At 59.6% G+C, this 20,572-nt stretch carries 19 protein-coding genes and 1 pseudogene; 13 read left to right on the forward strand and 7 right to left on the reverse strand.

All coding sequences use genetic code 11. The annotated features are described in order from the left end of the window. Positions 1–276: 276 nt before the first annotated feature. Positions 277–1,776, forward strand: a complete 1,500-nt coding sequence (ltrA, locus tag LPA45_RS31685; protein ID WP_367395339.1) for a group II intron reverse transcriptase/maturase — start codon at positions 277–279, stop codon at positions 1,774–1,776. Next, positions 1,767–2,840: an IS110 family transposase gene (locus tag LPA45_RS31690; RefSeq protein WP_317921988.1), complete on the forward strand. Its 1,074-nt coding sequence runs from the start codon at positions 1,767–1,769 to the stop codon at positions 2,838–2,840. The genes ltrA and LPA45_RS31690 overlap by 10 nt, the downstream gene beginning before the upstream one ends. 373 nt (positions 2,841–3,213) lie before the next feature. On the opposite strand, the pseudogene LPA45_RS31695 reads toward LPA45_RS31690, so the two are convergent. Both LPA45_RS31695 and LPA45_RS34265 read right to left on the reverse strand, forming a co-directional pair. Then, a pseudogene (locus LPA45_RS31695) lies at positions 3,214–3,498 on the reverse strand (hypothetical protein); the annotation flags it as partial. A 189-nt stretch (positions 3,499–3,687) separates the two neighbouring features. After that, complete coding sequence (locus LPA45_RS34265; RefSeq protein ID WP_376790718.1) at positions 3,688–4,029, reverse strand: hypothetical protein; 342 nt, start codon at positions 4,027–4,029, stop codon at positions 3,688–3,690. A 123-nt stretch (positions 4,030–4,152) separates the two neighbouring features. On the opposite strand from LPA45_RS34265, the gene LPA45_RS31705 reads away from it, so the two are divergent. Continuing rightward, complete coding sequence (locus LPA45_RS31705) at positions 4,153–4,410, forward strand: helix-turn-helix domain-containing protein (protein WP_116324020.1); 258 nt, start codon at positions 4,153–4,155, stop codon at positions 4,408–4,410. 2 nt (positions 4,411–4,412) lie between these two features. Continuing rightward, the gene (locus LPA45_RS31710) at positions 4,413–5,750 is read left to right on the forward strand and encodes a type II toxin-antitoxin system HipA family toxin (RefSeq protein ID WP_317921987.1); all 1,338 of its coding nucleotides are present in this window, start codon (positions 4,413–4,415) and stop codon (positions 5,748–5,750) included. 672 nt (positions 5,751–6,422) lie between these two features. Here the strand turns inward: LPA45_RS31710 and LPA45_RS31715 are convergent. Then, a complete protein-coding gene (locus LPA45_RS31715) occupies positions 6,423–6,740 on the reverse strand; it encodes an H-NS family nucleoid-associated regulatory protein (protein ID WP_116323107.1) in 318 nt (105 codons plus the stop codon). Positions 6,741–7,471: 731 nt separating this feature from the next. Between LPA45_RS31715 and LPA45_RS31720 the strand changes: the two genes are divergently transcribed. Further along, on the forward strand, positions 7,472–7,720 hold the full coding sequence (locus LPA45_RS31720; RefSeq protein ID WP_233528398.1) for a hypothetical protein: 249 nt from the start codon (positions 7,472–7,474) through the stop codon (positions 7,718–7,720). 91 nt (positions 7,721–7,811) lie between these two features. Here the strand turns inward: LPA45_RS31720 and LPA45_RS31725 are convergent, their stop codons facing one another. The 3 genes from LPA45_RS31725 to LPA45_RS31735 all read right to left on the reverse strand — a co-directional run bounded on the left by LPA45_RS31725 (position 7,812) and on the right by LPA45_RS31735 (position 8,882). After that, entirely contained in the window at positions 7,812–8,183 is a 372-nt protein-coding gene (locus LPA45_RS31725) for a type II toxin-antitoxin system VapC family toxin (RefSeq protein ID WP_317921986.1), read from the reverse strand. After that, positions 8,180–8,377, reverse strand: coding sequence for a type II toxin-antitoxin system VapB family antitoxin (locus LPA45_RS31730; RefSeq protein ID WP_022540311.1), 198 nt, complete (start codon positions 8,375–8,377; stop codon positions 8,180–8,182). The genes LPA45_RS31725 and LPA45_RS31730 overlap by 4 nt, the downstream gene beginning before the upstream one ends. A gap of 223 nt (positions 8,378–8,600) precedes the next feature. Continuing rightward, on the reverse strand, positions 8,601–8,882 hold the full coding sequence (locus tag LPA45_RS31735; RefSeq protein WP_317921984.1) for a hypothetical protein: 282 nt from the start codon (positions 8,880–8,882) through the stop codon (positions 8,601–8,603). Between the two features lie 642 nt (positions 8,883–9,524). Between LPA45_RS31735 and wecB the strand changes: the two genes are divergently transcribed. From wecB to LPA45_RS31775, 8 genes are all read left to right on the forward strand, one after another. After that, positions 9,525–10,709: a non-hydrolyzing UDP-N-acetylglucosamine 2-epimerase gene (gene wecB, locus LPA45_RS31740; RefSeq protein ID WP_116323109.1), complete on the forward strand. Its 1,185-nt coding sequence runs from the start codon at positions 9,525–9,527 to the stop codon at positions 10,707–10,709. A 94-nt stretch (positions 10,710–10,803) separates the two neighbouring features. Beyond that, a complete protein-coding gene (locus tag LPA45_RS31745; RefSeq protein WP_116323110.1) occupies positions 10,804–11,172 on the forward strand; it encodes a hypothetical protein in 369 nt (122 codons plus the stop codon). Positions 11,173–11,318: 146 nt separating this feature from the next. Further along, complete coding sequence (locus tag LPA45_RS31750) at positions 11,319–13,106, forward strand: hypothetical protein (protein ID WP_376790713.1); 1,788 nt, start codon at positions 11,319–11,321, stop codon at positions 13,104–13,106. Between the two features lie 90 nt (positions 13,107–13,196). Then, positions 13,197–14,771, forward strand: a complete 1,575-nt coding sequence (locus LPA45_RS31755) for a glycosyltransferase (RefSeq protein ID WP_317925199.1) — start codon at positions 13,197–13,199, stop codon at positions 14,769–14,771. A gap of 2 nt (positions 14,772–14,773) precedes the next feature. Then, positions 14,774–15,862 (forward strand): hypothetical protein, encoded by a 1,089-nt coding sequence (locus LPA45_RS31760; RefSeq protein WP_317925200.1) that lies wholly within the window; start codon positions 14,774–14,776, stop codon positions 15,860–15,862. A gap of 15 nt (positions 15,863–15,877) precedes the next feature. Further along, positions 15,878–16,882, forward strand: coding sequence for a hypothetical protein (locus LPA45_RS31765; protein WP_317925202.1), 1,005 nt, complete (start codon positions 15,878–15,880; stop codon positions 16,880–16,882). 108 nt (positions 16,883–16,990) lie between these two features. Next, a complete protein-coding gene (locus LPA45_RS31770; RefSeq protein WP_233528401.1) occupies positions 16,991–17,899 on the forward strand; it encodes a YaiO family outer membrane beta-barrel protein in 909 nt (302 codons plus the stop codon). A 2-nt stretch (positions 17,900–17,901) separates the two neighbouring features. Further along, complete coding sequence (locus tag LPA45_RS31775) at positions 17,902–18,702, forward strand: hypothetical protein (RefSeq protein WP_317925205.1); 801 nt, start codon at positions 17,902–17,904, stop codon at positions 18,700–18,702. 709 nt (positions 18,703–19,411) lie between these two features. Here the strand turns inward: LPA45_RS31775 and LPA45_RS31780 are convergent. Then, the gene (locus LPA45_RS31780) at positions 19,412–20,416 is read right to left on the reverse strand and encodes a tripartite tricarboxylate transporter substrate binding protein (protein ID WP_317925207.1); all 1,005 of its coding nucleotides are present in this window, start codon (positions 20,414–20,416) and stop codon (positions 19,412–19,414) included. Positions 20,417–20,572 lie beyond the last annotated feature (156 nt).

Genomic DNA, 20,572 nt, shown 5'->3' on the forward strand with positions numbered 1-20,572 from the left:
ACCACCATGGACAACCAGCCGCCGGCGAAGAGGAAGGGTCCGCCCCGCTCGGAGATTCATGCGGAACAGGGTAAGCCCATCATGCTGCCGGTGACGGCAGGCGAACCGTAAGGAACGCTGTTGGCACGGTGGGTAAAGGAATGCGGAGAAAGCGAACGCCCGGCTGTAATGGCCGGGATACGGGCTGCAACATGGCCCGACACGAAAGTGGGCAGACTTCCGCAGGGTCATTCATGGCGAGAGAACTTTGACCAACCGTTATACGAGGGAAAGCAGATGACGGCGTACGATGCGAAAGTGTCGGGAGCTGGTGCGTCCTCTCACGCTGCACAGATGTGGGATCAGGCGAACTGGCCGCACATTGAGGCAGAGGTGAAACGGCTTCAGGTGCGTATCGCCAAGGTGGTCCGGGAAGGCCGATGGGGCAAGGTGAAAGCCCTGCAACGTCTGCTGACCCGCTCGCATAGCGGCAAGATGTTGGCCGTGAAGCGTGTGACGGAAAATCGCGGTAAGAGGACGCCGGGGGTGGATGGCAGGATATGGTCGTCCCCGGCGGCCAGATGGAACGGAATGGTGTCGCTACGACATCGCGGCTATCGGGCGATGCCGCTGCGGCGGGTTTACATTCCCAAGAGTAACGGCAAGAAGCGTCCGTTAGGAATTCCTTGTATGCGGTGCCGGGCGATGCAGGCTTTATGGAAGCTCGCTCTGGAACCCGTCGCGGAGACTCTGGCGGATGCCAATTCCTACGGCTTTCGGTCCGGACGCTCGACTGCCGATGCCATCGAGCAGTGCTTCAACGTTCTGGCTAAGCGTGCCTCGCCAGAATGGGTTCTGGAGGGTGACATTCGAGGCTGTTTCGACAACTTCAGTCATTCCTGGTTCCTGGAGAACGTACCGATGGATAAGGGGGTTCTGCGAAAGTGGCTTCAGGCCGGATATATCGATGAGGGAACTCTGTTCGAGTCGCGGGCGGGTACACCCCAAGGGGGTGTTATCTCGCCCGTAATCGCGAATATGGCGCTGGATGGGCTTGAAGCGGCAGTCCATGCAAGTGTGGGAACATCCAAACTTGCTCGCAGCAAGGCTCAGCTCAACGTCGTCCGTTATGCCGATGACTTTGTGGTGACTGGCGTGTCGAAAGATGTGCTGGAATCCCGGGTGCTTCCCGCGGTCAGGCAGTTTATGGCCGCCCGAGGTCTGGAACTCTCGGAAGAGAAGACCAGGATCACCAACATAGCGGAGGGTTTCGATTTCCTTGGCCAAAACGTGCGCAAGTACGGCGGCAAACTGCTGATCAAGCCAGCGAAGAAAAGTAGCAAATCGCTGCTCGACAAGGCCAGGGAAGTCATCAAGGGCAACGCGAGTGTCACCCAAGAGGCGTTGATCCGTAGGCTGAACCCGATCGTTCGGGGTTGGGCTATGTATCATCGCCACGTCGTGGCAAAAGCGACCTTCTCGACGATCGACTCGCACATCTGGCACCTGCTCTGGAAGTGGGCAAGACGTAGGCACCCCACGAAAGGAGCCCGGTGGGTCAGGCAACGGTACTTCCGGCGAGACGGACACCGGTCCTGGGATTTTGCAACGAGGAGTTCGACCGAGGATGACACCTGCGGCCTACAACTCTTCCGCGCAACGACGGTCGCGATTCAGCGTCACGTCAAAATCCGGGGACTGGCCAATCCATTTGATCCGGCATGGGACCTCTACCTTGCCCGCCGTCGATCCGCGAAACGCTCTGTCGGGTTGCCCGGTGCCACTCAATGGCGCTGAAGGAATGGCTTGAGCCGGATGCGGGGCGACCTGCACGTCCGGTTCTGAGGGGGCGGCGGCGCAGTAATGCGTCGCTGCTACCCGACCAACTGCACTGGGTCGAACCGGAAACCGGCGAGATCATCAGCAAGCAGATCAAGCGCGCGGGATTCCTCGAACACTTCGCGAATCGCGCGCCGTGCCTGATTGGGATGGAGGCTTGCGGTGGAGCTCAGCATTGGGCACGCCAACTGATCGAGATGGGGCACCAGGTGCGGCTGATGCCGGGTAAGGCGGTGAAGGCGTTCGTGAGCGGCAACAAGAACGATGTGACCGATGCACGAGCGATTTGGATGGCTGTGCAGCAATCGGGCGTGAAGTCGGTGGCGGTCAAGAGCGAAGCGCAGCAGGCGATCCTTGCGTTGCACCGGATGCGGCAGCAGTTGATTAAGTTCCGCACGATGCAAAGCAATGGTCTGCGCGGACTACTGACCGAATACGGTGAGGTGATGGCAGTCGGTCGAGCAGCGCTGAACCGGGCAATGACCGAAGTTCTAGCCCGGCTGAACGAGCGGCTGCCGGCCGTGCTGGTGAACACGCTGCGCGAACAATGGAGCCGGCTCGGCGAGTTGGATGTGCAGATCGCCGAGATCGAGCACCGACTGTCGGCGTGGATGAAAGAGGACCGGTCGTGCCGGCAGATCGCGGCGATTCCTGGCGTTGGACTGCTGACGGCGACAGCCGCGGTGGCGACGATGGGGGACCCGAAAGCGTTCAAATCGGGGCGGGAGTTTGCAGCATGGCTTGGACTGGTTCCAGGTCAGGTCGGCACCGGCGGCAAAGTGCGGCTACTGGGCATTAGCAAGAGAGGTGACACGTATCTGCGCACCCTGCTCATACACGGGGCTCGAGCGGTGCTCTCGCACACGAAAGAGCCAGCGCCGTGGGTCGAGCAGATCAGCAAGCGGCGACCGAAGAACGTAGTGACTGTAGCGCTGGCAAACAAGATGGCGCGGACGATCTGGGCGTTGCTCGCTTACGACCGCTCGTATGAGAGCACCTATGTGAGTGTCAAGCCCGTGTGACTAGCTCGATGATTGAATAACCAGCTTTGCAGAGGATAGGCACGTCAAAAGGTTGCGCAAGGTAGTTGAGTGTGATGGCAAAACAGGTCAGACCGGGACTCACTAAACCTGAATAATTTTGCGGGCTCACAGCCCGTGGAACAAATGAGGCGTGGGTCAGCGGATTCCATCGGGGCCAGCGGGTTCGACCTGCAACAAGGCCGGATATAAAACCGCAGCCTTCCTGCCCGCCAATACACCCAATCTCTCTTGGCAAAACGGGAGGCGTCCATATAAAAATTATGCAAACGGACGCTGGTTGACACCAATCAGCTGTGCAGATCGGCCTCGGGCTGCTGAATGCCATTTTCCTGGCCGGCGTCGAAGGCTCACCGCGCGCCCGCATGACAGCGTGTATTTGTGCGGTAGTGTCTGGCGTGCCGGGCACCTTCGGGGCCCGTCCCAATGATTTTTCGTGTTGCGCCTCGCTTGTTTGGGGAGTCATCAAATCCTTAGCGATGGCTTGCAGGATCTGCGGCGCGTGGTCGCGCAGGGCGAGGGAATCCAGGTTTTTGGCAGCAGGCAGTTGGGTGGCAACAAACGCCTCCCATTGCGCCAAAATGTGCTTCCGCAGGTGTCGATTGTTACGTGACAACTGACGGATTTCCTGACTTCCCATTTGAGCTTCTTGAAACGATGGGACGAGACGCGGGCGCCGTGTTGCGTTCCGTACAGGTGAATACTGTATGGCACGTGCGCTGGCGCAAGCCCCTGCATGGCTGACTGCCATTCGTGTGCATCGCCCGGTTCCCGAGTGTGGGTATGTACTGCCCAACGCCGAGCAGCACCTGCGCTCGCGGCAGTCTGCTCAAGGTCGACGGTTCGCGCTTGGCATGCTGTCTGCGATCCGCCGAGCTCTCGATCTGGTGTTCCAGGCCATCTGCTGCCGTTTGACGAATCGCTTGCTCACCACCTGGTTGACGGCCGACTCGACAAAACCTGATGCAATGGGCTCCCCATGCCGATAGCGGTCACCGTAGTTCACGATGAAGTGCCGATCGTTGTCGAGGTAGACAATGGACTCTTCGAGCTTGCCGAGGAGCTTGGCCTCTTCGGGGCTGGCCTTAGCTTCAGATCCCAGCCCACCGGCGCGAACTTGGGCACCCGCCAAGAGACTAGTCGGCCGGCTGAGCGGCTGCACGAGGCTCATGAGCCTCATCTAGACCAAATAATACCTGCCAAACGCGTAAATTTGTAATACCTCTGTGGAAGGTATCTTGTTTTTAGCTGCAAAACGAGTAATATGAATATATTCGTATAGCAGGTAATTGATATGAAACTCGTGGTGTCCTCTCCATCGCAACTCGGCAACCTTTTGCGCACCGCGCGCCGCGCCAAGAAGCTTACGCAAGGTCAGGCCGCGCCCCGACTCGGGCTCAGCCAGAGCCGGTTGTCCGCGATGGAGCTTGATCCTAAGGCTATTACGGCAGAGCAACTGCTTGCCTTGGTCAGCCTTTACGGGCTCGAACTAGTCATCCAATCGAAACCTTCAACAACACATGCCGCGGAATCTTCGGAATCTGAGTGGTAACGATGGGAAGAAAATCGCACACACGAGCTTTGTCGGTCTGGGCCAACGGCCTACGCGTCGGCACTTGGCGAATGGCCCCACACCGGCCAATGGAACTCCAATATGACGCGGAGTGGGTCGCCTCGCAGGCCGGGCGACCACTGTCCCTTTCACTACCGTTTGGAATTGATAACGCTCCGCTCCGAGGCGACAACGTCCAGAATTACTTCGACAACCTGCTGCCCGACAGTGACCCCATTCGTCGACGCCTCGCCACAAAATATCATACTGGCTCTACGGACGCCTTCGACCTGCTAGAAGCAATTGGCCGTGATTGTGTAGGTGCTGTACAGCTCCTTGAAGAGGACGATGTGCCGCAGAATGTCCAGTGCATCGACGGAACGCCGCAGGCAGAAGCTGACATCGAAACGCTACTTAACCACGCCATTACGTCGACCGGACCTGCCAATTTTTCGGAAGAAGAAGATTTCCGAATCTCGATAGCTGGTGCACAAGAGAAAACCGCCCTGCTCTTCCATGAAGGCCAGTGGCTACTCCCGCATGGAGCCACTCCGACCACGCACATTCTCAAACTGCCTATTGGCTTGGTGGGTGGCCGCAATGCGGACTTCACGACTTCGGTCGAGAACGAATGGCTCTGCATGCAGCTCTTCAAAGAACTCGGCCTTCCCACCGCCGACTGTGAGATACAGACCTTCGGCAAGCATACAGTGCTTGTCGTCAGTCGATTCGACCGGCAGATGCACTCCAGTGGTAAGTGGATTATGCGGTTACCGCAGGAAGACTTCTGCCAAGCATTTGGTGTGCCGTCACACCTCAAATACGAAAACGTTGGCGGGCCAAGCATGATCGATATCGCCTCTACGCTGCGACAGTCAGAGACGGCTGAAGAAGATCTGAGGACATTTTTTACTGCACAGGTCCTTTTCTGGATGTTTGCGGCTACCGATGGGCATGCAAAAAACTTCAGTATTCACCTGTTGCCTGGCGGCCGCTACAAACTGACGCCGCTTTACGACATCATGACGGTTTGGCCCATCATCGGCGATGGACCGAACCAAGTTCCGTACCAGAAGGCGAGACTTGCAATGGCCGTTGCGAGCAAGAATCGGCACTACCACTTAAACGACATCAAGCGCCGGCACTTCAACGCCATGGCACCCAAGTGCTTCTATGGCCAATCTGCGGAGCCCCTTCTCAGGGAGCTGTTGGCACAAGTTCCGACGGCAGTTGCTAACGTGGCAGATCGACTTCCGCCAAACTTCCCTGCACGTGTTGCGGACCGCCTCTTCGAAGGAATTCGAGGGTCCTTGGAAACTTTGGAGAAAGAAGCCGCCTGATTGACGTCCTCCCCTCATTCGCCTTGCGGCGTCGGCGAATGCCGGAAAGGAAGGGGATTCCTGAGCTTCGCAACTCAGGTTCCTGCTTCGCTGCGGACTGCCTAAGCGGGATGTTCCGTGGTGCCAGGGAGACCGCGCCAAACTGGGACCGTACGAGACAGGCTCAGGAATCACGTCGGCATAGCTCCCGATGACGCACTTTTTTTTTGTGCCGACATGGCTTGCGCACTGTCATAAGGCTATCATGCGCAAAATGACCATACGGAGGTAGCTATGGGTCAAACAGTCGAAGCCCGCCCGCGCAAGGCCACTAACATGACGTTGCCCGCTGACTGAGGGGCGAAAGCGGCTTTAATTCAGATTTAGAGCTTGCTTATCGGACCCCATAATATCAGGGGCAGTCCTGCTACCGCCCGCATTCACCGTCCCTCGGCATACGGGCATTTTTTGGTGAGTCCGCGCGGAGGAGAACTCATTGGGCAGGTCCATTGCCTAGCAAGGGCGACGGGGTCATACTGAGAACGGGTAACGTATCCATTACCCGATTTCTTTATGGACGTTCCGCGGCTCTCTGCTACCGGCTCGAGAGCCGCCCTTTTTGCGCGCCGATCACTCAGACATGGGCCGGCTTCATGACGGACCTGCCGTAGTCGTCAACGGCTCCGGCGCGTGTCATTCAACCTGCTCGATAAGGAAACGCTCGGGCCGCTTGCCCAGCCACGCCGGCGTCCGGCCGCGACCCGACCAGGTTTTTCCGGTCTTGGGATCCATATACTTTGGCGGCAGCGGAGTTTTCTCCGTGCCAGCGGATGCTGCACCGGCAGGCCGGCCGCGACGACGCCGAGGCGCCACATCTTCGGGCGAGAGATTATACCGAATCATCAATTCGCGGATCTGTTCGATAACACCAGCGACCTCAGTCGAACGCGCCTCTGCGATCCGCGCTTCCAAAGCTTCCTTTTGCTCCAGTAGTTGCTGATACGTTGCCATTTTTGCCTCCAATTTTTTTGACCACTATTGACTTATACGCACTCCATCGACGGCCTGCAAGGTTTCTCTAAACCTTCCAGTTGACTTGGCTGTCGATACGAACCGGCTGGTTGCTTGTATTAATGTATGGCTCGGCCGATCGCGTCAAATCGCATCGCATTCTGATGTCGGCTTTGACTCAAAGTAGACACATCAGCGGCGAATGCCGTCAGACGAATCGCGCAGAAACGGCTACGCTTTGCGCCAGATCTCTTCACAGCGACGCATGAATAGCGTAGAAGATTGTATGGCGCTCATCGGATGAAGAATGGCAGCGGCATCGTTTAGTGCCGTGTCTGGTCACGGTCCCGACATAGAACCCTGGGGCCGAGGCGGATTTCGCAGAACGGTGTGACTGAAGAGATCTCGCGGCTTTATGGTGGGCGCCGTGAGTCGGACGCGGCATCAACGGATTTTAGGTCCGCTGCTCTAACCAGGCATGTGCTAGAGCCCCCCAAAGCCGGAGCTTAGGGGAGAAATGGACTTACTGAAAAAAATTCGATGAGCAATACACCTATCGCAAGCTGGGAGCCGCCAAGAAAAATCGCAATTTGCGCCAAGAACGCTTGACAGGTGACGAGGTCCGCTTGGCTCTGAAGCCCCTGTCCGATCTGTTCGCTACGCTTAACCTTGCATAATCCGACAACAGAAAAAGGGCCGCTCGTGCGCAGCGTTATGGCGAAATCCCTCCAATGAGCCAAAGCCCCGTATGGGTATTTTCCGGAAGACGTCTCGCCCTCCAATTTGTCGCACAAGAGTTGCCTGAGCGTTACGATCAAGTTGAAGAATTCTTCCGCCGGCAAGGGGCTTACGCGCGCTTTAAGGATCTGGTGGAGCGCGAAGGCATTCTCGAAATCTGGTATTCCTTTGAAGCCGACTCTGTCGAAAGAGCTCTGAGGCAATGGTGTGCCGAAAACGGGCTGGAGATTCTGGAGTCGTAGGCGCCGCTTCGACATGCCGCAAGGTCTGGCCGAAAAGGGTGACCCCCCAGAAATTCAGGCAATGCAGTGACCAGCGCGCCAGACTGTTTATCTAGTGCGCAAGCACCGCGCCGAGATTAAGTTCATCGGCAACCTTCTTCAATCGCTTGTCGCGCGTCCAGATGGTGATGCCTGGTTGTAGGCGCGCGGACGCCAGGAGTGACGTGTCGATATATCCTATTCCACGATTGAACAACCCTTCGCGCTCGATCAAATAAAACGTCTCCTCCGGCGTCGCAACTGGCGCGCGTGGCAGATCGAGCAACGCGCCAAGCACGACGTCACGGTCACGCAGACTACCGAGCGAAATCTCGCCTATCACATAGGGATGAGCCAGCACACGCTCCTCGGCAAGCAGGCTAATCAGCATAGGATCAGAAGCGTTGATGTGGACAATCCAGACCGACGTGTCGACCAGAATCATTCGATGTCCTGCCGGCGACGCGGTGCCCCCTTGATGCCCGGTTGGCTACCGCCAAGATTCGCGAGTCGTTTCGCGGCTTCACGCTGGATCAAGGCCTTTAGTGCTTCGCGCACGAGTGCCGTTTTCTCCTCCAGGCCCGTATAGGCTTGAGCCTTGGCGATCAAGTCGTCATCAAGCGCAATAGTCGTACGCATGGAAATCTCCGTAAGCATGCACAAATTATAGCATCATTTGATGACAAATATAGTGCATTGTAATGTATTTTAATGGGCGCTTTGCCGCGATATTCCGATGGGGTTGGACGCGAGAACAGCGAAAACCGCCCCGCGGCACGGGCGAGATCCAAGCTTATCCGCTGTCGAAGCTATCCGATCCGGTGAACTCCACCGATTGCCCTGCATTGACCGCCCGCCGCAGCTAGGCGGGCATCTCGCCCTGCCCGTCCCAGCTCTGCCCCTCGGCGTTGCGGTCGCCCAACTCCGCCTGCACCGCGTCCACGTGTGCACCGCTTTCCCTGCGCTGCTCGGCGCTGGCGAGCCGATCGGCGACCGCCGCGGACTGCGCCTCAATCCGGGCGCGCTTCGGCCTGCGCTCGGCCGCGTCGCGGGCCCCGCTGCGCGCCGCCAGTTCGGCGCGCAACTCTTCGGCGGTGCGATCCGCTCGTTTCTTCTTGCGTGCGGATACTTGTATTGCTTGCATATTATTGCGATTAATTTTTATTTATATCTAATATAGACACCTTTTCATTCGTGAAACCGATTCGGTTGATTGCCGCATGCGCACATTCGGGTGATCCCTTCCCTCGAATGGATGGGTGCCGTGACCAAACCAACTGCGTCAAGTGCTTACTTTCCCCCTTTTGTCTTAAGCCTTTTGGCTATTGCGGTCTCTCGTCCTGCGCCAGTCCCGCTGTTTACGACCTAAAAGACCGTTTTCCCCTGTGCATCGAAGTCCCTAATGTGAAGCACCCTCACTAGAAGGGTTGCGTTTCGCACGCAGCAAAGTGCGCTTGCCGATCCCGCCGCTCAACCGCCCTATGATCCACTTTCATGCGCTGCGGCGGTGCATCGTGCTGTAGCAGCCACATCCGTGCGCCAGCATACGGACGCCGCGAATAAAAGCCGTTGTTACGGCTTTGCAACCACATTTATGACAGGCGGCCCCGTCGCTCAGGTCCAAATGTCCTAGAACCCGCATGAATTCAGGAATTGCCCACGGGTGGCACAGCCATCGCTATCCGTTTCCCCGCGCGATGAAACACACCAGCGCTTAATGCGGCAGGCCCGCGGCCCAAACTTCGACCGCGACCGTCTGGCACCAACAGCAAGACGAGAGACTGACATGCCAAAGAACATCCTCGCTGTATTCGGGACCCGGCCCGAAGCTATCAAGATGGCGCCGCTTATTCATTCCCTCCAAGCATCCGACGGATTCACGTTGCGTGTATGCGTGACTGGTCAGCACCGCCATATGCTGGACCAGGTGCTTCGGCTGTTTGGGATCGTCCCGGACTTCGACCTTAACGTGCTCAGCCAAGGTCAGACTCTGGCCGACATCACCACACGAGTACTCAGCGGCGTGCATGAGGTGCTGGACCGGTTTCTGCCGGATGCCATGCTGGTGCATGGGGATACGACTACCACGCTTGCTGCCACGCTCGCCGCGTTTTATCGAAACGTGGCAGTCGGGCACGTTGAAGCGGGCTTGCGCACCGGAAACCTCAGCGCACCATGGCCCGAGGAGATGAACCGCCGTGTCACCGACGTGATGGCAGCGTGGCACTTCGCGCCGACGCAGCAAGCGCAGGAAACCCTGCTACGCGAAGGCGTCGACCCGAGCCGCATCAGCCTAACCGGCAATACCGGGATCGATGCGCTGCTGCAGGTCAAACGCCGGTTGGACACGGATGTCGAGATGCAGCGCGAACTCGCCGGCCGGTACCCTTTCCTTGATCCTTCCAGGCGCCTGATTCTGGTGACCGGGCATCGCCGAGAGAACTTTGGGGCGCCCTTCAAGCGGCTGTTCACTGCGTTGCGCACGCTGGCGGACCGCAACCCCGACATCCAAATCGTCTATCCGGTGCACCTTAATCCGCAGGTGCGCGAGCCTGTGCAGGCGCTGCTAACAGGCCATCAAAACATCCATCTGATAGAGCCTCAGGACTACCTCCCCTTTGTCTTCCTGATGTCCCGTGCCTGCCTGATCGTCACTGACTCAGGCGGAATCCAAGAAGAAGCGCCGGCGTTGGGAAAGCCAGTGCTGGTGACACGGGAAACCACAGAACGGCCGGAGGCCGTCGCGGCTGGTACTGCCCGACTTGTCGGTACCGACCCGGCGCGCCTCATCGCCGCAGCGGAGCAACTGCTGAACGATCCCGATGAGTACGCCTGCATGTCGCGGGCGCACAACCCGTTTGGTGACGGGCGAGCGAGCGAACGCATTGTGTTAGCGCTACAAGGCAAGCGCCAGCAGGCGGATCTGCGATGCGGCGAAACGATAAACCTTAGCGGGGTTGTGAGTTCATAGGCAGCCGGCCATGGTCAACAAAGTGATACCAGTGCGCCCAGCGGAACGCCGCAACGCCTGCGGCTCGCTGGACGCTCTCTGCAGGAGCAAGGCAATGAATCATTCACGTATTGCATGGGTGACAACTAACGCTCGGCTTGTAGCAGGGGCCGCAGCGTTGTTCGCCGCCAGTATCCTGACATCGGCCAATGCCCTCGCCGCCTTGACCGAGGAAGCTGCTACAGCCGCTTCAGCGCCCCCGCTCTACCTTCCGGCAAGCCCGACGAATCCCGGCGGCCTGAAAGGCTACGATCACAGCTTCCAGATGGATCTTGCGTTCGAAGCGCACAGCGTGGGCAAGAACAAGGCGATCAAGGACAAGGCGAAAGCCAAGAAGCCAAAGACTGCTGTGAGTGGGCCCAAGGTAAAAAGCGGCGCTTATACACCCGCACCCGCACCCGCAGCGGAAGCGGAGCTCCAATGATGTTCCAGAACGTGCGGATGGCGAGCCCTTCCGCTTTGACGATGACGCGCCAGCTGGCCGTTCGGCCCTGTACCGCAATCTGACAATCCTCTCGCTGGGAGAAGATCGTGCACTGCAAATCTCATCCGCTCTTGCAGCGAAGCAGTTTGTTGGTCATCCAGTTTCTGCTGGCACTGGCGTTGACTTTGCCGGTCATAGCGCATGCCGCCACCAACCAGATCGCGCTGCTGATACCCGACGAACTCGCTCTTCCTGACCCGCGCGTTTCGGCCTGGCTGGATGCGGCTCAGGAAGAAGGCTTGAAGATCACCGTCATCAACGACACGCAGTTCCAGCAAGGCACGACAACCGCGCAGTTCTCCGGCGTGATCCTGCCGGATCAGGTGCACGTCAACGCCAGCGACGCGCTGATCGCAGCGCTGGAGACCTACGCCAGCCAGGGCGGGAACCTGATGCTAGTCTACGATTTCGGCGCACTGACCACGACCGGCTTTTACGCTGCTCAGCGCAGCCGCCTAAGCAATCTTGCTGGGGTCGACTACGTACTGTACGACCAGTTGCTCGGCAATATGATTGGCCTGGGGCCGGTCACCGGGCTGAGCAGCACGCTTAGGACCATCCAGGTTCCGCCCGGCAAATCAATGGTGTGGAGCCCATCCACCACCGATCCCGTGGAAGGCATCTCGGGATACGTCTATGGGTTTCTGATCTATCCGAGTTTCGTGACGCAGGGCACATACACCGGCACGGCACTGCTGACGTCACCAAACTTCGGACTCGTGGCAGGGCTGCGCAGCTTTGGCTCGGGCCGCGTGCTGTTTATCAACACGCCGCTCGCCTACCTGAAGGGCCAGACCGACGGCATGTTGATGCACGGTTTCCTGCGCTACTTTGGAAGCAACTTGATGAAGATGCCGCGGCTCTCTGCGCAACCGAAGGCGCGCGGCGGGATGGTGCTGAACATGCATTTTTGCGCCGGAGACCAGATCGCCCCCGCCAATAAGATGAAGGGCTGGGGAACCTTCAACAACGGCCCGTTTTCCATCTCCGTAACTGCTGGTTCCGACCAGATCACCTTTGGCGATGCAAAAGGCATCAACCTTTCGCAGAATGCGACGGCGCAGCAGCTCGTTCAATACCTTGTGTCCAAAGGACACAAGGTGGGTAGTCATGGCGGATGGATCCATGACTACTGGGGCGGCAATGCCAGCGAGGGGAATCAGGCAACCTTCGAGCAGTACCTGGTGATGAACAAGCAGAGCGTTGAAGGCGTGACAGGGCAAGCTGCGAAGGAGTACGCCGCGCCGGAAGGTAATACGCCCCAATGGTCTGTCAATTGGCTCGAAGCCAATGGCAACAACGGCTACTACTTCCTTGGCCATACGGGCATGGCACCGACTCGCAGCTACCGTAACGGCGCGCTCTCGAACGAGACCATCCGCGCGTTCCCGGTGATGCCGTTCGGCCAGTATGCGACATTTGAGGAGTTCGAGGAATTCAATGTGCCAGCGTCCAGCGTCACCGCCTGGTATCGCCAGCTCATCGATTTCGTGGTCAAGAATCGAACGAGCCGCCTGATCTACATGCATCCGCTCGGAGCGGTCGACTACCCGACGGTGCTTAGTGCGCTCTTCAACCGGGCTGCGTCCCAGGCCTCGCTCGGGCGCTTCAGCTGGTACACGATGGACACGCTCGCGCAGTTTAGCCAAAGGCGCCAGCAGACCATCTGGCAGGCTACCGACATGGGCAATGCCTGGACGATCCAGGCCAGCCATCCGAGCGATCTGACCGATATGGCTTGGGTGCTGCCCCGATCAGCCTATACCCAGCCCGTAGTGACGCAGGGCCTTGGCATCGTGACCTGGGATGCCAACAACTGGATCGTCACATCGCTGGGCGGCACCTCCCTGGCATTCGTCAGCGGGAAGTTATAACGCGCAGGAGCCGGCCGCGCCCCGGGGTGGGTGCGCAGCCGGCGCATCGGCAACAAGCGAACGTGCCAACCCGCATTAGCGGAACTAATCATGCGCCTACCGTACCGGCTGCTGCTGTCCCTTAGTGGGAAACTCTTCCTTGTCGTACTCGCCTCGCAAGTGCAGGCCATGGACCTCCTCGGCCATGGTACTGCGCTTGTGCAGGCAGCCAACGCCCCCGAAGCCGCAGCGAGAGCCCTATCCAGCGTCGCGGAACGCGCCACCGACAAGCCGGTCGATGCCACTGTGGCACTTGCGATGGTGCAAACAGACTCTCTGGAAGGCGCCGAGTCTGCCGAGCCGTCCTTGCGCCCGCATGGCTGGACTACGCCGACTCTCCAGCGCCAAGCCCGCGATGGCACGCTGGATATCGTGGCGGCGCTGACCACTCTGCTCCTGATGATCGTGGGGTTGGTGCTGTTCTATGCCGTGCGGCATTACCTATTTACGCTCAACCGCCTGCTTGGCAGGCAGCGTCACCCATATCTTGACATTGATATCGCGTGCTGGCCGACGCTGACTGTCATGATCGCCGCGCACAACGAAGAGGCGGTCATCGCGGGATCGCTGGAGTGCCTGTTGCGTGCCGATTACCCTACCGACCGTCTCACGCTTATGCCTGTCAACGACCGCTCCAGCGATCGCACGCGCGAGATCATCGACGACTTTGTGGCCAAGTACCCCGGGCGCATCACCCCGTTCCACCGCACTGTCGGCAAGCCGGGGAAGGCGGCCGCGCTGAAGGATGCAAGCGCAGAAGTCGCTAGTGAGATCGTCGTCGTGTTCGATGCCGACTACCTGCCCCCGGTAGGGCTGTTGAAGCAACTGGTGGCACCTTTCTTTGATCCTGAGGTCGGTGCGACGATGGGCCGCGTAGTGCCGATGAACCTTGGCAGCAACCTGCTGACGCGATTGCTCGATTTGGAGCGCTCTGGCGGCTACCAGGTTGACCAGCAGGCGCGGATGAATCTGAACCTGGTGCCCCAGTACGGTGGCACGGTTGGGGGCATCCGGATGCGGGCACTGCACAGTGCCGGCGGCTGGCACGACGACGTGCTGGCCGAGGACACCGATCTGACCTATCGGCTGCTGCTGTCGGATTGGAAAACGGTGTACCAGAACTGGTCCGAGTGCTACGAAGAGGTGCCGGAAACTTGGCCCGTGCGGGTACGGCAGATCATGCGCTGGACTAAGGGGCACAACCAGGCGCTCTATCGCCATGGGTGGAGGATGGCGACGTGTCGGCACCACGGCCTGCTGGAAAAGGTCGACGGTGTCGCGCTGCTTGGCATCTATATGATGGCGCCGCTGATGCTGTTTGGCTGGCTGTTGGCGATTCTGCTGTTCTATGCTGGCGGCCTGCCGCTGCTAGGTACAGCTGTGCTGCTGTTCGCGCTGATGTCATACGGCACGCTTGGCAATTTCGCCGCCTTCTTCGAGATCGCAGCGGCCGTGTATCTGGATGGCAGCCGCGAGCGCATCCGCCTGCTGCCGCTGAACTATTTTGGCTTCCTGGTAAGCGTCCTCGCCGTGTCGCGCGCAATTGTGGACCAGATCGTCTTTGACTACCTGCTGCGCCGCGAACTGCGTTGGGACAAGACTATCCGCTATCGACAGCGGAGTTGAACATGTGGCCCCTGCTGCTTGCCGCGCTGACCTTGCTCACCTTCATGCTGCCGCTGTTGCCGGCAATACTGGAATGGCGGCGCAGGCGTGACATCCGACCACTTCCCATCGATGGTGAGCACACCTTGGACGTGGCTGCAGTGGCGGCCGGGTTCCGCTCCATGATTGAGCGCCAGGACGATCTCTCTTTCCAACGCGGCATGGAGCATCCGGTCAGTTCGCTGCGGCCCGTCGCACATGTGACGAACACCTTCGAGCCGACCGCGGCGCAGATCGCGACAGGCGTGTGCGCGCAGACCCTAGTCGCCCGTGGTGCCCTGTCGCTGCCTGACGGCTATACTTTTGCCCGCGATATCTTCGGCCAAGTCGGCATTTGCACCGGGCGTAAGAATCGGGTCCAGGCACTGCTGTCGGATGGCGTGATCGTGCTGCGCGAGGGCAGCGAATTGAACCGGTGGGCGCACGCGCGCAGCGTGCGAGTGGAGCCGCAATGCCAACTGCTCGGCCCCCTTTGCGCACTGCATGCCGTCCACATCGACGACGATTGCCGCTTTGCTTCGGTGAGCGCACCGGTGATTCGGTTCGGGCCGGCCGAGCCGATACGGGGTGGAGACAACCGCACGAAAGGCGCTGCGCAACCGGCGCCACGCGAGGCCTCTGCAACCCCGCTTGAGCCGGCGGAGGCCCGCGATGGCCGCTGGCTCGTCACGCACGACCTCCGGTTGCCGGCCGACAGCCTGTATCTGGGCGATCTGGTGGTGCACGGCAACCTTTGGCTCGGGACGGGTACACGTATCGGAGGTAGCGTCAAGGCCAGCGGCAGCATATGGCTGCAAGCGCAGGTGCGCATCGACGGCGCACTGGTCGCCGCCGATGCAATCACAGTTGGCGACACCTGCAGCGTCGCCGGGCCAATGGCGGCCGAGCGCGAGATCGCCGTCAGTGCGCACAGTGTGATTGGTACCGCGGCGCAGCCGACCACTGTCGTGGCACCGGTACTCCGGGTGCAGGTTGGCGCGGTGATCCATGGCGCGGTCTGCGCGCTGGAGGAAGGGCGGGTCGTTTCCACGGGCGTCGCACCCACCGATTGATGCGCTTCCGACACCATGAAAACCTTGCTTGTCCTGCTTCTAATGCTCACTGCCCAGTGCCACCAGATGGCCACCTGCGCCGAACTGTCGCTACGGGGCTACCAGCGCGCGGACGGCGCGATCACCACCTACTTTGAGGGCGACTCCGTCGACCCCTATTTTGCATCCAAGGCACTGCTGGCAGCCCAGGACGCTGGCATGTCCACGACATCCGCCGCAGGCCGGTGGATCGCCTGGCTGCTGCCGCACCAGCACACCGACGGTCGATTCGATCGCTATTGCATGAAGGCCCAGCGGCTGGTTTCCTGCCAGCCCGCCGATGCCGACGATGCCATGATGGCAGCATGGATGGAACTGCTTGTGCGGTCGGCACCGCCACAGGGGTTGCCGCCTGCCTGGCAGGGAAGTTTCGACAAGGCCAGCAAGTACCTGGAAACGCTGCGCGACAAGCGCACCAGTGTCTACCACATCTCGGCTGCCCTCCCAGTGGCGTTGCTGATGGACAACGTTGAGATCTCCAGCGCCTTCAAGGCAGCCGGCCGCTATAGCCAGCGCCTCGGGGACAATGCGGGCGCCGCCGCCTGGATGCACAAGGCCCAGCACCTCGACCAGGACATCCTAAGGGTATTCTGGCACGCAAGCCGGGGCTACCTGGTCAGTACCCAGCCGCGCAACCAGACCGAGTTCTATCCCGACACGGTAGCGCAAATATTTCCCATCCTTGCCGACATCCAGCCCACCAGCCACCCTCATGCTGCTGCGTACGGCGCCTGGATGAAGCAGTACCGCATGACATGGCTGCAGATGTCTGAAGTAGATTTCCCGTGGGGACTGGTGGCCCTTGTCGCCGACAAGATGAACGACAAGGACGCGATCGCATGCTGGAGGACACGCTCGATCCAGTTCCGGCACGGAAGCCACTGGAATGTCCTGGAAGAAGCGCTGTACCTTGCGTTCGACGCACGCCTGACACCTGAACAGGCCCTGGCGCCGCCGCCGACAGGCGTGCGGTGCCGCTGAGCGGCGGCATGAGCGTCGTGGAGATGAGCGCTGGCGAACGCTGAGCATGCGTGCTGTCGCGCAACACAAGGGACTCGGCATCGACTTCTGACCGCGAAGCGGTGTATCGTGAAAAAGCTGTTGCCGGGCCGGTGGGTCCTGAAGGATCCTTCGCTCGCGATCGACTGGAACGACAGGATACGCATGGTGAAGCTCTCGCAAACCGGAACGCCCGGCGCCTACGCGCTGGCCTGGCTGCTGGCAATGTCAGCGGCGACAGATGCGAGCGCGCAGGCTGAAGCCACGCCGCCACGGACCTTCGTTCCCTTGCTCACGGGGTTCGTGGAAGGCGGGATTGGCCATGCCAACCTTACCGGCAACAACGCCAACTGGAATGACCAGTACCTGCGCGGCGGCGTGCACTTGACACCCAAGGACTACGTCACCGGTGAAATCAGCCACCAGAGCCATTTCGATGACCAGGGCACCTTCTTCGGCCTTGGCTACACGCGCACCTTTGACGAGAACTGGTATGCCTTCCTGAGCGCCGGCACTAGCGCGGGCGGCTTCTTCCTGCCGGAATTCCGGCTCGATGGCGCGTTATTTCGCAAGCTACTGGAAAAAAAGAACCTGGTGGCCAGTGTCGGCTTCACCTATTACCGGGCCAAGGAAGTCTATACGGACAAGACGTTGTTGCTCGGTTTGACCTACTACTTCGACGCTCCGTGGATCATCCAGCTCGGGGCAAGGCTGAATCGAAGCGATCCAGGCAATGTCCGCTCCAACCGCGGCATCATCGCCGTCATCTATGGCCGCGACAAGGACCAGTACATTACGCTGAAATACGACGGCGGCAGCGAAGCCTACCAGCTGACTGGCGAGCAGTCGCTGCTGAGCGATTTCACCAGCCACGAGGTCTCGCTAAACTGGCGCAAATGGTTCACCAAGCGCTACGGCATGAACCTGCGCGCCGTGTACTACGACAACCCGTCTTACAAGCGCAAGCAGGCAGAGATAGGATTCTTCGTCGAGTTCTAGCCATGGCACACGATCCTGGTGACGCGAAACCTGCCCCGGACAAGTGCGACGCACTCGGACTTTCGGTATTGGCCCTGGCCAGACACCGGTCGCGGGATCGCCTGACGCTGTCCCGGTCAACGCTTGTTGGCATCTTACTGGTGCCCGTGGCATTCAATCTGGCCGAATGGGGGCTCAGCGACCGCCTGAGCGCCAGTTGGGCCAAGGTGCTAGCCTTCTGGCTCGACAAGTTGCACATCGATGGCACGGTCGTCGAACGCACCACGCCGCTCGTGTGGTTCGACGTCACCCTGCCCTACCTGGATGTCGCCGCTAACGCGCCGGATTCACAGACGTGGTTGGCGACGTTTGTCATCACGCTCGCCGCCGGCGTGCTGGCGCCGCGCATAAATGATCAGTACCTACCTCTTCGGTATTTCCTGCTATTCGCGGTATTCATCCAGGTCACGGCCCTGCTGTACTTCGCAGTAGCGCCGCAGAGCTTCCCGTACACGGTGAGCGGCTATGTTGACAACGGTATCAAAACTTCCGCCGGGTTCTTGCTGCTGCTGCCTTGGGGGCATGCGCTCGTCTATTACATTTTCGATTTTTCTTGGTCCAAGAAAGCCTTTCTCACGGTGCTGAGCATCGCCTTTGTCGTGCTCGCTGTGCCGCTGCAGATGACGTTGCATGTGTACCTACTATCGTGCTGTTCATTGTTGATGATGCCGCTGTTGTCCTTTGTGTTCGGCCCTACGATGATTGTATTCGGATGCATTGCCCTTTATGGGTGGGCAATGAGCTGGGAGCGCAAAGCCCGGTGAGCTTGCCTCGGTATCACAAGCGCTGAGAAGCAGAGGCAGAGCGACCATTCGTGTCAATGATCCAAGGTGTAGCAGGAGATCCGCAGGTAACCCGGATTACTAGGCTCAGACGTAAACAAGGGCGTAAATGAACCTCACTGTCACCACAGAGCATCCCATTCCTAACGTGAAGGACTTGTATCCCTCGATGACGCTCTTTGCGCGCCTGGAATCAATAAGCCTCAACCAGTACGTAGCGAGTGGAGGTTGGGCGCCAAGCATTGAGGCCGCCACGAACCCAAGTCAATCCATCTCGGCACTTGACTCTCGTGAATATCGCCTCTTTCGCGTAGGCCCTGAGCATTCAAGAGGGTACCAGCTCGTGCAAGCGATACCTAATCGCCCCATTCCACACAGAATTGTGCCGCGATAGCCTATCCCCTCCCGCCAGACCTGTATTAGGTAGCATCGATAGGCACAACGTTATCGTGCCTTATCGCCGCACCCTGGCAACGCCGGCGTCACGAGCATCCTGACCACGCGCGCAGCAGCTCCCCTTGTTTGCGAGGCCGGCGGAACGCAACGGCAGTAGCCGGCCAGGAAGCGACGGTCGGCCGCACGCCCCGAACGGCGGGTCTACGCTTAGCTTCGGCCATCCAAATGAACCTCATGCAAGCTCCCGACCTACTTCTGTCGACATTCGTTCCCTGAGAGGCAGCCGCTGAGGTGCTTACTCGACGACGATCCCGCGCTCCTTGATCAGCGTTGACAGCCGCTTGCTCTCGTCATTGAGCAGGCTTCGGAAAGATGGCTTGTCCAGTGCCACCGGTTCGGCGCCGAGTTGCGCGAACCGTTGCTTGAGCACTGGCGAGGCCAACACCTTCTTTAACGCCGCAGAAAAGCGCTCGCTGATGTCGGCCGGGACCTTATTCGGTGACCAGACACCGAACCAGATATCAAGGCTCGCATTGCGGATGCCCAGGTCCGCGTATGACGGCGCGTCCGGAAAGAACGGTGACCTGCTCTCGCTCGCCACTGCCAGCAGCTTGACCTTGCCGCTACGGATGTGGGGGAAACCAATCCCCGGGTCGAATACGACGTCCGCCTGACCGGCCATCACATCCTGCAGCGCAGGGGCGGAGCCTTTGTAAGGCACGTGCGTGATCGACGTGCCGATGCTCTGGTTCAATAGCTCGGCGGCGAGATGCGGTGCCGTACCGGTACCGGCCGACGCGATGTTGATCTTGCCCGGCTGCGACTTCGCCAAAGCGATGAACTGCTTGGCGTCCCTGGCCTCAAGTGTTGGACGGGCGACCAGATACATCTGGGCGCGTCCGATCGCCATGACGGGCGTCAGATCCCGGGACGGAACGAGATTCGACTTGAACAGATATGGGTTGGCCGTCTCAACCGAGGTGGGCGCAATCAGAAACGTGTACCCGTCCGGCGCCGCCCTCACGACTTCGCCGAGCGCCAGGTTGCCGCTCGCCCCTGGCTTGTTGTCGACGATCACCGTCTGCCCCAGTGCTTCATTCAGCAACTGTGCAATCGCACGCGCCATCACGTCCGTTCCGCCGCCGGGAGCGAAACCGACCACTAGGCGGATGGGCCGTGCCGGCCACGCGGGACTCTGGCTTGCCGCCGGAAACGCTGCTCCAGCCAGCATGGCGGCAGCCAGCGCCAGTACCGCGCGGCGTGAACGGAAATGAGAAATGGGGCTGAAGCGGTGGGTCATGGTTGGTTGTCTCCTGGATTGTCCTGGCGATCGGAAGCGCCCTCGGATCAACCATAGTCGGATCGCTTTGTGTTGTAAATAAGGTTTCATGGTTATCCATAGGATAATTTGTCGCAAAGTGCCCTGCGCCCCACTCTTCGACAAAATTATCCTATG

The organism is Cupriavidus sp. Agwp_2, assembly GCF_040784895.1.
Taxonomy (GTDB): domain Bacteria; phylum Pseudomonadota; class Gammaproteobacteria; order Burkholderiales; family Burkholderiaceae; genus Cupriavidus.

Excerpts from the sequence above, each read along its gene's own strand:
- ltrA (WP_367395339.1), top strand. The coding sequence starts at position 277 with ATGACGGCGTACGATGCGAAAGTGTCGGGAGCTGGTGCGTCCTCTCAC.
- LPA45_RS31690 (WP_317921988.1), top strand. The coding sequence starts at position 1,767 with ATGGCGCTGAAGGAATGGCTTGAGCCGGATGCGGGGCGACCTGCACGT.
- LPA45_RS34265 (WP_376790718.1), bottom strand. The coding sequence starts at position 4,029 with ATGAGCCTCGTGCAGCCGCTCAGCCGGCCGACTAGTCTCTTGGCGGGT.
- LPA45_RS31705 (WP_116324020.1), top strand. The coding sequence starts at position 4,153 with ATGAAACTCGTGGTGTCCTCTCCATCGCAACTCGGCAACCTTTTGCGC.
- LPA45_RS31710 (WP_317921987.1), top strand. The coding sequence starts at position 4,413 with ATGGGAAGAAAATCGCACACACGAGCTTTGTCGGTCTGGGCCAACGGC.
- LPA45_RS31715 (WP_116323107.1), bottom strand. The coding sequence starts at position 6,740 with ATGGCAACGTATCAGCAACTACTGGAGCAAAAGGAAGCTTTGGAAGCG.
- LPA45_RS31720 (WP_233528398.1), top strand. The coding sequence starts at position 7,472 with ATGAGCCAAAGCCCCGTATGGGTATTTTCCGGAAGACGTCTCGCCCTC.
- LPA45_RS31725 (WP_317921986.1), bottom strand. The coding sequence starts at position 8,183 with ATGATTCTGGTCGACACGTCGGTCTGGATTGTCCACATCAACGCTTCT.
- LPA45_RS31730 (WP_022540311.1), bottom strand. The coding sequence starts at position 8,377 with ATGCGTACGACTATTGCGCTTGATGACGACTTGATCGCCAAGGCTCAA.
- LPA45_RS31735 (WP_317921984.1), bottom strand. The coding sequence starts at position 8,882 with ATGCAAGCAATACAAGTATCCGCACGCAAGAAGAAACGAGCGGATCGC.
- wecB (WP_116323109.1), top strand. The coding sequence starts at position 9,525 with ATGCCAAAGAACATCCTCGCTGTATTCGGGACCCGGCCCGAAGCTATC.
- LPA45_RS31745 (WP_116323110.1), top strand. The coding sequence starts at position 10,804 with ATGAATCATTCACGTATTGCATGGGTGACAACTAACGCTCGGCTTGTA.
- LPA45_RS31755 (WP_317925199.1), top strand. The coding sequence starts at position 13,197 with ATGCGCCTACCGTACCGGCTGCTGCTGTCCCTTAGTGGGAAACTCTTC.
- LPA45_RS31760 (WP_317925200.1), top strand. The coding sequence starts at position 14,774 with ATGTGGCCCCTGCTGCTTGCCGCGCTGACCTTGCTCACCTTCATGCTG.
- LPA45_RS31765 (WP_317925202.1), top strand. The coding sequence starts at position 15,878 with ATGAAAACCTTGCTTGTCCTGCTTCTAATGCTCACTGCCCAGTGCCAC.
- LPA45_RS31775 (WP_317925205.1), top strand. The coding sequence starts at position 17,902 with ATGGCACACGATCCTGGTGACGCGAAACCTGCCCCGGACAAGTGCGAC.
- LPA45_RS31780 (WP_317925207.1), bottom strand. The coding sequence starts at position 20,416 with ATGACCCACCGCTTCAGCCCCATTTCTCATTTCCGTTCACGCCGCGCG.